Annotated in this window: 11 protein-coding genes; all 11 read right to left on the bottom strand. The window is 68.4% G+C overall.

All coding sequences use genetic code 11. From position 1 onward, the window contains the following. Positions 1-17: 17 nt before the first annotated feature. Positions 18-1,088: an undecaprenyldiphospho-muramoylpentapeptide beta-N-acetylglucosaminyltransferase gene (gene murG / locus QZ294_RS09725; protein WP_297049589.1), complete on the bottom strand. Its 1,071-nt coding sequence runs from the start codon at positions 1,086-1,088 to the stop codon at positions 18-20. After that, a complete protein-coding gene (gene ftsW / locus QZ294_RS09720; protein ID WP_297049586.1) occupies positions 1,070-2,239 on the bottom strand; it encodes a putative lipid II flippase FtsW in 1,170 nt (389 codons plus the stop codon). Before ftsW ends, murG begins: the two co-directional genes overlap by 19 nt. After that, complete coding sequence (gene murD / locus QZ294_RS09715; protein ID WP_297049583.1) at positions 2,236-3,558, bottom strand: UDP-N-acetylmuramoyl-L-alanine--D-glutamate ligase; 1,323 nt, start codon at positions 3,556-3,558, stop codon at positions 2,236-2,238. Before murD ends, ftsW begins: the two co-directional genes overlap by 4 nt. 10 nt (positions 3,559-3,568) lie before the next feature. Then, entirely contained in the window at positions 3,569-4,645 is a 1,077-nt protein-coding gene (gene mraY / locus QZ294_RS09710) for a phospho-N-acetylmuramoyl-pentapeptide-transferase (RefSeq protein WP_297049580.1), read from the bottom strand. After that, positions 4,635-6,059 (bottom strand): UDP-N-acetylmuramoyl-tripeptide--D-alanyl-D-alanine ligase, encoded by a 1,425-nt coding sequence (murF, locus tag QZ294_RS09705; protein ID WP_297049577.1) that lies wholly within the window; start codon positions 6,057-6,059, stop codon positions 4,635-4,637. Before murF ends, mraY begins: the two co-directional genes overlap by 11 nt. Further along, the gene (locus QZ294_RS09700) at positions 6,056-7,504 is read right to left on the bottom strand and encodes a UDP-N-acetylmuramoyl-L-alanyl-D-glutamate--2,6-diaminopimelate ligase (RefSeq protein ID WP_297049574.1); all 1,449 of its coding nucleotides are present in this window, start codon (positions 7,502-7,504) and stop codon (positions 6,056-6,058) included. Before QZ294_RS09700 ends, murF begins: the two co-directional genes overlap by 4 nt. Before the next feature lie 2 nt (positions 7,505-7,506). Continuing rightward, positions 7,507-9,693 (bottom strand): penicillin-binding protein, encoded by a 2,187-nt coding sequence (locus QZ294_RS09695; protein ID WP_297049571.1) that lies wholly within the window; start codon positions 9,691-9,693, stop codon positions 7,507-7,509. A gap of 88 nt (positions 9,694-9,781) precedes the next feature. Next, entirely contained in the window at positions 9,782-10,090 is a 309-nt protein-coding gene (locus tag QZ294_RS09690) for a hypothetical protein (RefSeq protein WP_297049568.1), read from the bottom strand. Beyond that, positions 10,087-11,076 carry a 16S rRNA (cytosine(1402)-N(4))-methyltransferase RsmH gene (rsmH, locus tag QZ294_RS09685; protein WP_297049565.1) on the bottom strand — a complete coding sequence of 330 codons (990 nt, stop codon included), beginning with the start codon at positions 11,074-11,076 and terminating at the stop codon, positions 10,087-10,089. Before rsmH ends, QZ294_RS09690 begins: the two co-directional genes overlap by 4 nt. A 17-nt stretch (positions 11,077-11,093) precedes the next feature. Then, on the bottom strand, positions 11,094-11,564 hold the full coding sequence (locus QZ294_RS09680; protein ID WP_297049563.1) for a division/cell wall cluster transcriptional repressor MraZ: 471 nt from the start codon (positions 11,562-11,564) through the stop codon (positions 11,094-11,096). Positions 11,565-11,944: 380 nt separating this feature from the next. Next, the gene (locus QZ294_RS09675) at positions 11,945-14,383 is read right to left on the bottom strand and encodes a lipopolysaccharide assembly protein LapB (RefSeq protein WP_297049560.1); all 2,439 of its coding nucleotides are present in this window, start codon (positions 14,381-14,383) and stop codon (positions 11,945-11,947) included. Positions 14,384-14,533: the final 150 nt, after the last annotated feature.

Here is a 14,533-nt window from a genome sequence, read left to right as displayed (position 1 = left end):
GTCCGGTCCGGCGCCCTTCAGCGCGCCACCGCCCCCACAGCGTCCGCCACCGCCGCGGCCGCGTCAGGACAGGCCAGGGCCAGGGCGGCGCGGCCCATGTCGTCCCGTCTGGCGGCATCGCGCAAAAGTCCGCCAAGCAGGGAGGCCATGTCCGCGTTCCCGAAATCGCGCTCCGGCACAAGCCGCGCGGCGCCCGCGCGCGCAAGCACGGCGGCGTTGCGCGTCTGGTGGTCATGGATGGCCGCCGGGAACGGCACGAGGACGGACGGCAGCCCGGCGGCGCACAGCTCGGCCACGGTGCTCGCGCCCGCGCGGCAGAGCGCCAGGTCCGCCCAGGCATAGGCTTCCGCCATGTCATCGATGAACGCGCTCACGCAGCCGGGCGCATAGCCGTGTTCCGCATAGGCCGCGCGGGTGGCTTCAAGATCCCGTTCCCCGCACTGGTGCCGGATCTCCACCCCATCGGCCTTCAGGCGCTCCAGCAGGCCGGGCAGAAGGAGATTGAGGCTGTGCGCCCCCTGGGAGCCTCCGAGGACAAGCAGCCTGCGCGTGCCGCGCCCGCTTTCGCGCAACTGCCCCACGCCGGCGATGGCCGCGCGGACGGGGTTGCCGGTGAGCACGCATTTTTCCGGCGGGAAGCCCCGGGTATCGGGCAGGGAAACGCAGACCTTCCGGGCCAGCCTGGCAAGCAGGCGATTGCTTGTGCCCGCCACGGCGTTCTGCTCATGCAGCACGCAGGGCACGCCCAGGAGCCGCCCCGCCAGCATGGGCGCAAACGCCGCGTAGCCGCCGAAACCCGCCACCGCGTCTGGCCGAAAATCGCGCACGAGGGCCAGCGCCCGGCCCACGGCCACGCCCATGCGGGCCGCCGCGCCGATGGCGCGTACCCCCCGGCCGAGAAACCCGCGCACCGGCAAACCCACGAAGGGAACGCCCGCCCGGGCGCACAGCCGTCCCTCGGGTCCGTACTGGGACCCCACGAAGAGCAGGCCTGCTCCCGGCCTGCGCCCGCGCAGCTCCTCGGCAACGGCCAGGGCGGGAAAAATATGGCCGCCTGTTCCGCCCGTGGTCAGGAGGATCTTGTCCATGCGCCCGCCGTGCGTGAAAAGTTGAGCAAAAGGCCCACGCAGAGCATGGTCGCCATCAGGTTGCTGCCGCCGTAGCTCATGAGCGGCATGGGTACGCCCTTGGGCGGCGCCACTCCCATGACCACGGCAAGGTTCATCACCGCGCCCATGACGAGGATGGTGGTGATGCCGAAGGCCGTGAAGCGGTCGCGCAATTCCCGCTGGCCCATGATGATGCGGTAGCAGCGCCAGAAAAGCAGGGCAAACAGGGCCATGACGATGCTCACGCCCACAAAGCCCATCTCTTCGGCGAGCACGGCCATGATGAAGTCGTTGTGCGCTTCGGGAAGGTAGAACATTTTCTGCCGGCTCGCGCCCACGCCCACGCCGAAGAAACTTCCCGAACCGATAGCCAGGAGCGACTGGACGAGCTGGTAGCCCGTGTTGTGCGCATCCTGGAACGGGTCAAGAAACGCCAGCAGGCGCCGCAGCCGGTACGGCTCGGCAATGGCAAGGGCCATGGCGCCCGCGCAGGCCAGCGCCAGCGAAAAGAAAATGTAGATGAAGCGCGTGCCGCCGGCCACGCACATGAAAAAGAGGATGCCCGCCAGAACGACGGCGCTGCCGAAATCCGGCTGGAGCAGGAGCAGGAAGCAGAAAAGCCCGGTCACGGCAAAGGGCGGGATGACACCCCGGCTGAAAGTCTTGATGAGCTGCTGCTTGGTGCTCATGAAATAGGCGAGGTAGAGCGCCAGGGCGATTTTGACGAATTCCATGGGCTGGATGGAGAGAGGGCCGAGACGGATCCAGCGCTTGGCGCCGTTGATGGAGGGCGCCAGCGGCGAAAGCGTGATGAGGATGAGCAGCAGGGCGAAAAAGAGCGCCGGATACTGAAGCCGGTAGAGCCAGTTGCGGGGCAGGAGCGCCGCGCACCAGAGCGCCACGCCGCCGAGCGCCGCAAAGAGGATCTGCCGCTTGAAGAAATAGTACTTGTCGCCATTGGCCTGTTCGGCAACGATGCCGCTGGCGGACAGCACCATGACGAGTCCCACGGCGAGGATCGCCAGGGTGATGGTGAACAGCCACCAGTCAAAGGGCGCCAGGCTGTTCTCCCGCGCCTGACGGGTGGGAGTCGCGCCCCCTCTGGACGCGTCCACAAAGACATTCTTCATGCCAGTTCCCCCACGATGCGTTTGAAATCATCGCCACGGGCCATATAGTTCTTGTAGAGGTCAAAACTGGAAGTGGCCGGGGCGAGCAGGACGGCATCGCCCGGAACGGCCGCGCCCGCCAGCTCCGCCACGGCCTCGCGCAGCGCGGGGTGCCAGCTCATGGGCGCGATGCCGGCCCAGGCGCGTTCAAATTCCTCCCGGCTGGCGCCGAAAAGGCCGATATGAACGACCTTTTCGCGCACCAGCGGCGCAAGCGCCGCAAGATCGCCGCCCTTGAACTTGCCGCCGCACAAGAGGCGCACCGGCCGGTCAAAGGCGCGCAGCGCCACCTCGAGGGCGGCCACGGTGGTGCACTTGGAATCATTGACGAAGAGCACTCCGCCGCGCTCCGCCACACGCTCAAGGCGGTGCGGCAGCGGCCGGAAGTCCGCCACCGCCCGGGCGGCATTGGACTCGCTCACGCCGAAAAGACGGCAGGCCTGCCATGCGGCTTCGGCGTTGAAGGCGTTATGAGCGCCCATGAGTCCGCTGCGCGGAAAGCGCGAAGGCCCCCCGGCCACCCAGACCTTCCTGCCCCGCAGGGGCCACGCGGCCGCCAGATCGCGCACCCCCTCGCCCAGGACGGCGAGGTCCCCGTCGTCCTGACAGCGGAACAGGCGGAACTTGGCCTCCACATATTCGGCCATGTCCTTGTGATAATCCAGGTGATTGGGCGAAATGTTCAGCAGGATGCCCGCGCGGGGGCAGAATGTGGTGCAGCCCTGAAGCTGGAAGCTCGAAATCTCGAGCACCAGGACATCGGCCTTGCGCCCGGCAAGCACATATTCCGAAAGCGGCGTGCCGATATTGCCGCCAAGAAAGACCGCATAGCCCTGGGCCTGAAGCATGGCCGCGGCCAGCGAGGCCGTTGTGGTCTTGCCGCTGGTGCCGGTGACGGCCAGCACAGGCTCCTCGTCCAGGCAGCGCCAGGCCAGTTCCATCTCGGCCAGGATCTCCGGCGCCTTCCGGCCGCCGCCCCCGCCGCCGGCGGCGACAAGGGGCGCCAGGGCGGCCACGGGCAGGCCGGGGCTGGGGATCACATAGGCCGCATCCGCGAACTGCTCCGGCGTGTGCCCGCCCAGCCGGACATCCACGCCGGCCGCCCGCAGCTCCGCCTGCTGGGGTCCGGTCAGCGCGTCCGTTTTCCTGTCGAGCAGGCGGACGCGCGCGCCAAGCCGGCGCAAAAGCCGCGTGGCGGCAAGGCCCGAACGTCCCGCGCCGACCACCACGGCGGATTCGCCCGGTTGTGGCCGTGGGCCACGGACATGTTCCAGTGCCATTTTCGTTTCCTCAGCGCAGTTTCAGAACGGACAGGGCCACCAGCCCCAGCAGGATGGAAAGGATCCAGAACCTGATGATGATCTTGGACTCCGGCACGCCCTTGAGTTCAAAATGGTGATGCAGCGGCGCCATGCGGAAGATGCGCTTGCCGCCTGTCCAGCGGAAGTAGCCCACCTGCAGGATGACGGAGAGCGTCTCGGCCACGAAGATGGCGCCCACAACGGCAAGGATCAGCTCCTGCTTGCAGAGCAGGGCCAGATAGCCGAGCACGCCGCCGATGGAAAGAGAACCCACATCGCCCATGAACACCTGGGCCGGATAGGCGTTGAACCAGAGAAAGCCCAGCCCGGCGCCCGCCAGCGCCGCGCAGAAGACCGTCACCTCGCCCATGCCGGGAATGTAGGGCACGAGAAGATAGGCGGAAAAGCGCGCGTTGCCCGTGATGTACAGAAAGATGGCGAAGACGAGGGCCGCGATGATGGACGGCCCGATAGCCAGCCCGTCCAGGCCGTCCGTCAGGTTGACGGCATTGGAAGCCGCCACCATGAGAAAAATGCCGAACGGCAGGTAGAACCAGCCGAGATCCAGCGTCCAGCTTTTGAAAAAGGGCACGGTGAGCCGGCTGTCAAAGGCCGGATTTTCCCAGAGCAGCCAGATGGCGCAAAACGCCACGAGGATCTGCGCCCCGAACTTGGCCCTGGCGGAGATGCCCTTGTTCTGGTGGTGGCGCAGTTTCGAGAGGTCGTCCCACAGGCCCACGGACCCGAATCCCACAAAGACGAAGAAGGTCTGCCAGATATAGCGGTTGGCGAGGTCCGCCCAGAAGAGCAGGCTCACGGAGAGGCTGAAGAGGATGAGCAGGCCGCCCATGGTGGGCGTTCCCGCCTTGGCGGCATGCGCCGCCACATCCTCGTGGATATACTGGCCGCACTTGAGCCGCCGCAGCCACGCGATGAAACGCGGACCCACGAGGATCGAGATGACGAGCGCCGTGATGAGCGCCGCCATGGAGCGGAAGGAGATGTAACGGAAGACGTTGAACGCCGTCCATTCCACGCCCAGAGGGGCGAACAGGTTATAAAACACGCGCTTCCTCCCCCTCATGGGCCGCGGGACGGGCCGTTTCCAGTGCCGCGAGCAGCGTTTCCAACCGATTGGCGCGCGACCCCTTGAACAGCAGGACGCCCCCGCCGGGACGCTCGCCGCGCTCCGCCCACGCGCGCAGGAAATCCCCGGGATCGTTCACGGGCATCCAGCGGTCGGCTGCCGGGTCCGCGAGCGATTCCAGCCCGGCCTTCACATCGTCGCCGTGCCCGCCCTTCCAGAACACGACGGCGACATCCAGCCTGGCGAGCAGACGGCCAAGCTCTTCATGGTGATGGGCGGATTCCGCTCCCAGTTCGCCCATCTCGCCAAGCACCGCCACCAGCGGCAGGCCGGCGCGCGCGGCCTCCGCCGCCGCGGCCTCCAGCATGCGCCGCATGGAAAGAGGATTGGCATTATAGGTGTCGTCAATGACGCGCCACGGCCCAAGACGCTTGTGGACACAGCGCTGGGGCGGAAGGGTGACGGAGGCGAAGCCCCGGCGGATCTCCGCCGCATCCAGGCCGAGCAGGTGCGCGGCGGCGGCGGCGGCCACGGCGTTTTCCGCGCCAAAGGCGCCGCGAAACGGCGTTTCGACCTCAAAACTTTCGCCGGCAAGCCCGAGGCGGCACCGTCCGCTCTCTCCGTCAGGCATGGCGCCGGTATAGGGCGCCTCCGCGCCCGCCGCGCTGAAAAAGAGCGGCTGCGCGCCCGTGGCCCGCGCCTCGGCCACAAGGTCGGCGTAGTCCGCGCTCACCAGCGCGACGCCGCCGGGCGCAAGATGCGCGAGCAGACGGGCCTTGTGCCAGGCGACCCCCCGGCCGCCCAGCCCCTCGGTATGGCCCGGTCCCACATTGAGGACAAGCGCCAGGTCCGGCCGCAGGATGGAAGCAAGCTCATCCATGTCGCCCTCGTGGCTGATGCCCGCCTCCATGACCCAGAACGCTTCGTCGCCGTCCGTATCCAGCACGGCGCAGGGCATGCCGATCTGGTTGTTGTGATTGAGCGGCGTGCGCGCGGTCTTGCCATGAACGGCCAGGACAGCGGCCAGCGTTTCCTTGAGCGTGGTCTTGCCGGCCGTGCCGGTGACGCAGACGACCCTGGCGGAAGTCCTGTCACGCCAATGGGCGGCAAGCCGCCCCAGGGCCTTGACAGTGTTCGGGACCACCAGGACCGGCACCCCCCGGGCGCTGATCTCCGGCAGCGGACGACAGGCCAGGACCCCGCCAGCCCCGTTCTCCACCGCGGAGTCCGCAAAATCATGCCCGTCCGCGCGGGCGCCCGGCACGCAGACGAAAAGCGCGCCGGGCCGCGCTTCGCGGCTGTCCGTGACGGCGCAGGTGAGCGCGCGGTCCGCGCGACCGGCGAACCCCTTCGCATCCAGCCCGAGGGCGTCCGCCATTTCACTGATGGTCATTCGCACCGAAGCAGCTCCCGCACCACTTCCTGATCGCTGTAGTGATGCCGTACGCCCTGAATGATCTGGTAATCCTCGTGCCCCTTGCCCGCGATGAGCAGGGCATCCTCCCCGCCGAGCATGGCAAGTGCCCTGGCCGTTGCCGCGCGGCGGTCAGGCTCGACCACCACCTCGCGCGCCGAGGCAAGGCCGGGCAGCACATCCGCAAGGATGGCCGCGGGGTCTTCATTGCGCGGATTGTCGGAAGTGAGCACGGCGACATCCGCATGACGCGCCACAGCCTCTCCCATGAGCGGCCGCTTGGTCCTGTCCCGGTCGCCGCCGCAGCCGAAGACCGCGATGATGCGTCCGAAACCCGCCCCGCGCAGCGCCGTGAGCACATTGACGAGCGCATCGGGCGTGTGGGCGTAGTCCACAAAGACATGAAGCCCCTGCGGATTGGGCACCCGCTCCAGCCGGCCGCACACGCCGGTGAACGTTTCCAGCGCGGCCATGGCCGCCGGCCTGAGGCCAAGCTCCACCGCCATGGCCTGCGCGGTGAGCAGGTTGGCGGCGTTGAACGCGCCCACCAGCGGCGAGCGCAGTTCCCACTCCTCGCCGGCAAGGCGCATATGCAGATGGGTGCCCGCCGTGCCCGACGAGAGCACCTCGCCCCAGAGATGCCGCCTGCCCGGAGCGCCGCGCCCGAGGCCGAAGGAAAGCGCGCCGGGGCAGAGTTCCAGCAGGCGCCGCCCCCAGGGATCATCGGCATTGACCGCCATGACCTTGTCCGCGCGAGGAAGTTCGAGGAACAGCCGCGCCTTGGCCCTGAAGTAGCTTTCCATGTCCTGATGGAAATCCAGGTGATCCTGCGTGAGGTTGGTAAAGGCGGCCCCGGCGAACGGCACCCCGGAAACGCGCTGTTGCGCCAGCGCATGGGAAGAAACTTCCATGACCGCCAGATCGACCCCGGCTTCGGCCATGCGCGCGAGCATGGCGTGAAGGGAGAGGGGGTCCGGCGTGGTCAGCGGCGCGGCCTCGCTGTGGCCGGGCCAGCGGTAGGTCACGGTCCCGAGCACGCCCACCCGGTGCCCGGCCGCCGTGAACAGATGCTCCAGCAGCGCCGCCGTGGTGGTCTTGCCATTGGTGCCGGTGACGCCGATCACCCGCAGCGGCAGGTCGCCGGTATGCCAGCGCGCGGCGGCAAGCCGCCACAGGGCCTCGCGCGGGTCAGGATGCGCGATGAAACGGCAGGATCCTCCCCCCGCGGAGGCGGCCGCCCCCGCCCGGCAGACGACGACGGAGGCCCCGGCCGCAACGGCCTGCGGAATGAAGCGCGTCCCATCCTCGCTGGACCCGGGCACGGCCACAAAAACATCCCCCGGCTTCACCCGGCGCGAATCGGAACGCACCTCACAGTGGCCGGCGCCACAGGCGGCCAGCAGTTCCCCGAAATCCCGTTCCATGGTCAACGCTCCGAAAGCCAGAGGATATAGTTGGCCTGTCCGCCTTCCTCGGGCCATGCCGTACCCGCGGGCGGACTCTGGCGCACCACGCGGCTGCCCGTTCCCTTGAGTTCGGGCACCACACCGGCGCGGGCAAACAGTTCCACGGCGTTACGCACCGACTTGCCCATGACATCCGGCACATGGCTCGCGGCGCGCGCCCGATGGCCCGGCAGGCGCATGCTCTCCGGTTGGCGGCGCGACGCGGTCGCAACACCGGCCGGCGCCGCGGCCGCGGCCTCCCGTCCGGCCCCGGCATCGGCCCGGACGGTCTTGCCTTCCAGCCAGGGCGCCTCGATGCCCACGAGCTTCAGGCCCCGGCGCCGGGTATTGCCCTTGCGGGCGGCTTCGGCCACCTGGACTTCCGTGAGCGCCCCGGTATAGGTGAGCACGCGGCTCGCGATCTCCCTGAACGCGGGCGCGGCCACCACGCCGCCGTACTGGTTGCGGGTAGGCTCGTCCACGAAGATGACGACCAGATAGCGGGGGGCCTTTGCCGGCAGAAAGCCCACAAAGGAAGCCACGCGCTTGACGCCATAGGTGCCCGCGCGGGCGTCGGCCTTCTGCGCCGTGCCGGTCTTGCCCGCCACCTCAACGCCGGGGACGCGCGCGCGTTTGCCGGTGCCGTCGCTTTCTTCCACCACGTCGCGCATCATGTCCATGACTTCGCGCACGGTCTTTTCGGTGAAGACGCGCTCGCGCGCCTCCTCCACCATGCCTTCCTCGCGGACCAGGCGCAGGGGCTTGTACACGCCGTGGTTGAGCAGCGTGAGATACCCCTGGGCCATCTGAAGCGCCGTGACGGACACGCTCTGCCCAAAGGCCGCGGACATGACGTCCGCTTCGCCCCAGTCACGCGGGCGGCGCAGGATGCCCCGGCTCTCGGCCACGGGCACGCTCGTGCGCTCGCCGAAGCCCAGGGCATGCAGATATTTCCACGATTGGGCCGCCCCCAGCTGGAGTCCGATCTTTGCCATGCCGATATTGGAGGAATAGCGGAGCACCTTGCTGGCCGGCAGGATGCCCTGGTTCGATGTGTCGCGGATGGAGATGTTCTTGCGCTCCCACTTGCCGCCCTCGCAGTCAATGAGCGTATTGGGCGTGACCTTGCGCTCCTGAAGGGCGGCGGCCATGACAAAGGGCTTGAAGGTGGAGCCTGGCTCCAGCGCATCGGCCGCCAGGCGGTTGCGGTAGATCTGCGGCGAGGATTCCCGATAGGTGTTGGGATTGAAGAAGGGATACTGCGCCCAGGCGAGGATGTCGCCGCTCTCCACCTCCACCACCAGGGCGCCGCTCCAGCGGGCGTCGAACTCGCGCGCGGCGCGGGCCACGGCCTCTTCCGCAATGAACTGGATCTGCATGTCCAGGGTCAGGGTCACATCCTGGCCGCGCGGCTCGCTCTGCCCTTCCTCGTTGAGGTAGAAGCGCCTGCCCATGGCGTCGCGCTGGACGATCTGGCGCACGGGGATGCAGCCGAGACGCGCCTCCAGCGAGCGCTCGATGCCCTCCAGACCCTTGTCATCCAGGCCCACAAAGCCGAGCAGCTGGCCCGCCATGTGCTTGAAGGGATAAACGCGGTCATATTCCTTGCTCAGGCCGATGCCCGCAAGGTTTGCCCTGCGTACCGCGGCAGCAGTGGAATCGTCCACCTTGCGCCTGAGCCAGACGAAGCGTCGGCGCGTGCGCGAGAGGTCATCATGCAGTTTCTGGGCGTCCAGCCCGAGCAGCGGCGCAAGAGTTGCCGCCGTCTGGACGAAATCCTCGATCTCCTGCGGCTTGGCATAGACCGAGCGCGCCTCCACGCTGCGGGCGAGCACCTGGCCGTTGCGGTCATAGATCAGGCCGCGCTTTCCCGAAACCAGCTCGGAAGCCATGTGCTGGCGCCGGGCCTTGTCCGCAAGCCGGGGACCCTCGATCATCTGGAGATGCCAGGCGCGCCCCCAGAGGGCCACCCAGATGAGGCAAAAGAGGACCGCCACCGCATTGATCCTCCAGCGGCTCCAGTCCACCCGGGCGGCCCACTCCGCCCAGCGCGAGGAGGGCGCGCGCCCGGGCGCGGAGCTTCCCCGCGCCCATCTCGCGGGCTTGCGCGCATCCCGGCGGGGGGCATAGGTGGCGCGATTGCGCTTGCGTGACGAAAATCCGAACATGCCATCCTCCACCGTGCCCCTTTCCGGCACGGCCCTCGCAGCATCGACCCGGCCGCCGCCGGCCATCCCAGCCCGAGGCGTGGAAAACCTAGGGCCTGTCCATGCGCCGCACCTGGCCGGGGCCTGGCTCGCGCATGTCGAATTCCTGAGCGCGGCGGCGCAATTCATAGGGTGAAAGCAGCCGTTCCCGCTCGACCTCCAGCTTGGCGCGCAGGGACTGGCGCTCCCGCACCTCATTCTGGGCGATATTGATGAAATACGTCGTGTCCGTGCGCTCGATGCCGCTCCAGACGAGCACCAGGCCCATCACCGGCAGGCCGAGCAGTTCCAGCGCGAGAACGGCGAGCCAGCCCCGGCCGCCCTGCGACCTGCGTACCGGATTTCTGCGGGTATTCACGCCTGCTCCCCCATGCCCCCGTCTCCCGGCGGCACGGCGATCTTTTCCACGGCGCGCAATTTGGCCGAACTGGCGCGCGGATTGAGCGCGAGTTCCTCATCGGAAGCGCTGAGCGGCTTTTTCGCAAGCAGGCGCACCTCCGGCACATGCCCGCACCGGCAGACCGCCACATGCCGGGGGCAGCGGCAGCCTTCGGCCCAGTGCCGCATGGCGCGCTTGACCATCCTGTCCTCCAGCGAATGGAAGGTGATCACCACAAGGCGTCCCCCAAGCGGGAGCCACTCCAGGATCCGGTCCAGAAACCGGCGCAGCTCGCCCAGCTCGTCGTTGACCGCCATCCGCAGGGCCTGGAAGGTGCGCGTGGCCGGATGCCGCCGCGCCCTGGCCCGCCAGGCCGCGGGATAGGCCCGCTCCACCAGGGCCGCCAGCTCGGCGGTGGTTTCGATGGGGGCCTTTTGCCGCGCTTCCACAATGGCGCGGGCAATGCGCCCGGCCTGCGGCTCCTCGCCGAAGGTGGCGATGCACTCCTTGAGGCGCCCGAAATTTTCCCTGTTGACCCAGTGCCAGGCCGAACGCTCGCCCGATGAAGGGTCCATTCGCATATCCAGCGGTCCGTCGCCGGAAAAACTGAAGCCCCGTTCCGCCTCGTCCAGCTGGAGGGAAGAGACCCCGATATCCAGCAGCGCCCCGTTGACCGACTCCCAGCCGAGTTCCCGAAGCGCCGCGGCAAATTCGCTGTACCGGCTGTGAAACAGGCGGACGCGCTCCCCGAACCGGGCAAGCCGTCCGCGCGCCAGGGCAAGCGCCTCCCCATCCCGGTCAAGGCCGCACAACTCGCTTCCGGGGGCGGCGTCGAGCAGGGCCTCCGCATGGCCGCCAAGCCCGACGGTGCCGTCCAGATAACGGCCGCCGCGCACCGGCGAGAGCGCCTCCAGCGTTTCTTCGAGCAGGACCGGCACATGCCGGGGCGTGCCGTCAGGCGCCATGGCGCCCCCCGAGGGGATCAGAGATCGAGGTCCACATTTCTGGCCGCCAGTTCTTCGCTCACGTCTTCATCCGGGAGATCGTCAAAGCGTTCCTGCGCCCAGATCTCGAACTTGTCGAGCATGCCCACGAGCACGGCATCCCGCCCAAGACCGGCGGCGCGCAGCAAGGGCTGCGGGATACGCACCCTGCCCTGCCCGTCGGGGACCAGCTCGTGCGCCAGACCAATGACCTTGGTCTTGAAATGCGCGAGCGCAGGCGACGGCATGCGGATACTGCTCAACTGCTCCACAATGGCGTCCCACTGGTCCGGCAGATAGGCCGTCAGATGGCCGTAATACGCGGTCAGCCAGAATGCGCCGGCGGCCGGGTCGCCGGACTCGCCCCCGTGGCCGGGCGCGCCCAGCGCATCGAGAAACTTCGGCGGCAGCACCAGACGCCCCTTGGCGTCCATGCTGCGGAAATAGCTGCCGGTAAACCGCGTTGCCATAATCTACCACTTTTTAACCGGGAATCACCACTTTTTCCCACTTATGCCCCATGCCCCGAGGGCTGTCAAGGCGCGGGTGGCGCCCACATCCAAACACCCGGGAATACGACGATTTATATAGGGATTTTCGATGGTTGCAAAACCACCCGATACCAGAGGTCCGCGAAGAGGGGAGAAACGGACGCAAAAGACCGCGGCCCGAATACGCGGACGGGAGGGCATTTGCCGTTCAAATGCTCTCCCGTCCGCGCGCCGGCGCGTCTTTTCAGGCTCTGTCAGGCAATTTTGGCGGAAAAGCGCGGTGTTCCGCCGTAGTGCGGCGCGAGAATCCGCTCCCGCCCGCGGCAGAACGGCCTGGATACTTTCCGTACCAAACCGCTCTACACCGACGCCCTCGCTTCGGCGCGGCGCGCATCGGCCTCACGGTCCAGCGCCCGCAGGGCGCGCGCCAGGGTCAGCCATGCCTCGGGCCGGTCATACAGACGGACGCTGCGGCGGGCGAGCATTTCCGCCATGGAGGGATCTTCACCGCCGTCCAGATAGAGTTCCGCCAGCTGGAGCAGGGCCTGGGCATCATCGGGGTTCCGCAGCAGGGCATCGTGGAGCAGTTCCCGCGCCTCGGCCCCCCGGCGCTGACGCGCGGCCAGCCGCGCCAGCTGACGCCGGGCCGTGCCGGACGTGCCGGGGCGGGCGTCCTCCAGGGCGGCCGCGCGCTCGTAACAGCGCCGGGCTTCGCCACGACGGCCGCGCTGCTCATGCAGGCGACCGAGCCTGAGCCAGACATAGCGGTATTCCGGCGCCATGGCGGCACTGCGCCGGTAGTGGCGGGCCGCGGCCCGGAAATCGCCGAGATTCTGGCAGACGGCCCCGAGATTATAGGAGATCTTGGCGGCAAGCGCCGGTTCGGCGGCATGGCGGAGCGCCGTCTGGAACTGGCGCCGCGCTTCCGCGCCCCGGCCCATGGCCGCGAGACAGACCCCGAGGGAATTGCGCGCCATGGCATTGCGGCCATCGGCCAGCAGGGCCATCTGATATTCCTCCATGGCGCCAAAGGCGTCTCCGAGGCTGTAGCGCCTGTCCGCACTGATGTTCAGGGCCACGGAATCGCACAGCCCCACGCGGGGGGCCGATTCCGGCAGCAACAGGGCGAACTCCAGGGCCTTGAGCGCGCAGGACTCGCTTTCGTCCTTGCGGAACTCCAGAAAGGGATATGCCGCAAGCCCGGCGGCGGCGGAAAGCCCGGCCTCGCGCGCCGCCGCGCACAGGGCCGCATAGAGCGGGCGGCAGGCCTCCCCCGCGGCATGGGGATGAAAAACAATGAGGCTGTTGCTGCCATAGCGGCCAATCAATTCCGGAAACGGCGCCTGGAGACGCGCTGCCGTTTCCTTCAGGAGCCGGGGAGCTTCCTTCAGCCAGGCATCCATCCCGGCATCCCCGACGGACGCGCCATCCCGAGGCGAAAACCGGGCGATGACCAGCGTAAACTTCCGGCAGGCCTCGCGCGCGCTGCCGAAGCGGCGCAGAAACTCCCCGTGGCTGGCGGCTCTGTCTCCAGAACCGGGCATCTCTGTCCCGGCGCGGGCTGCCGGCGCGGGAGCTTTCCCGTTGGCGCGTCCGCCTGCCGGTTCCCGGAGGACGTCCTGTTCAGGCGCCGGAAGTTCCGGATCCGCCGCCAGCAGCAGGCGGTCGCCCACCTCCGGCGGCGCGGTGGGGTCCTCCAGGTGGAGGACCTCGGCCAGAGCCTCGTCACGGTCCACCCGAAGCAGGACGATATCGCCCTTGAACGCGCCCGCTCCCCCCTGCGGCGAGCGCCCCCGCAGATGGAAACGCTGCCCTTCGCAGGCGTTGGACTCCTTCCCCAGACTGACCCTGAGCCTGTCCAGGGCCGGACATTCCAGCACCACGCCCCCTTCCCGGAGGATCCGCGCAAAGGGCATGACGGCCTCCGCGGCACCGCCCGCAAGCGCCCGCTCGGCGGCATCGGCGGCAAGCCGCGCCCTGTCCCTGAGTTTGCGCGCCTGGTCGAACATGGAAAGGGAAAGTTCCGGACCGGCCATATCCTGCGGATACAGGGCGTGCCCGGCGCACAGCCGGGGCCTGGACGCAAGGCCCGTCACCGGGTCCCGCACACGCGCGCCCTCCATGCGCGCGAGCGCCTCCCTGGCGAGCCGCTGGCAGGCGCCGCGCCCGGTTGCGGGAAAAAGCAGCCCTATCTCGCAAGGCCCGAGACGTCCGGCGCGCGTGTCCGACGGAAGCCCCGCCATGCAGGCCCCGGCCAGCGCGCGCATCGTCTCCTCACAAAAGCCATGGCCCAGGGCGCGGGCCATGGCCTCGCCATCGCGCCAGCGCAGGACGGCCATTCCCAGACAAAACCGGTGCAGGGGCGCGGGACGGTTGGCGGAACGGCCCGGGTCACGCATGACGGCGCGCAGCAGTTCCACCTCCGCCTCCATGCGCGCCAGCAGGGCGGACTCCGTGATCAGGTCCGTGCCGGGGTCGCGCTCCATGGCTCTGGCCCGCGCCAGATTTTCCAGGCACAACGCCGTTATGGCCGGAAGATGCGGCAGAAGACGCCGCGTTTCGCGACAGCGCACCCCGTGCAGCATGAGCATGCCAAGCCCCTCCCCCCGCCAGACAAGGGGCAGGAGCAGGCGCCGCTCGTCCCCCAGAAGTTCCGGCTCCCGGGGCGCGTCCCGGGTGGGGAAATAGAGGGCATGGCCGGTGAAGGAAAGAAAGGCGCCCAGACCGGCACAGAGCAGCCCCTCCATTTCCATGAGGTCGCCCCGGGTCAGGACGAGAGAAGCCTGGATGTCTTGCATCCGCAGAGTCTAGACGGACGACGGCAACTTGTCTAGAAAATATCTTGAAAACGGGACCATTCCGGCGCGCATGCCGCCTTTCCGACGGACGGCGCGCCGCATTGACAAGGGCCGGTCGGCATGTTTTTCTCATGCCGGGCCGGAAGAACG

The organism is uncultured Desulfovibrio sp., assembly GCF_910584445.1.
Lineage (GTDB): Bacteria > Desulfobacterota > Desulfovibrionia > Desulfovibrionales > Desulfovibrionaceae > Desulfovibrio.
The sequence above is the reverse complement of the archived record's forward strand: the minus strand, read 5'-3'. Positions and strand labels throughout refer to the sequence as shown.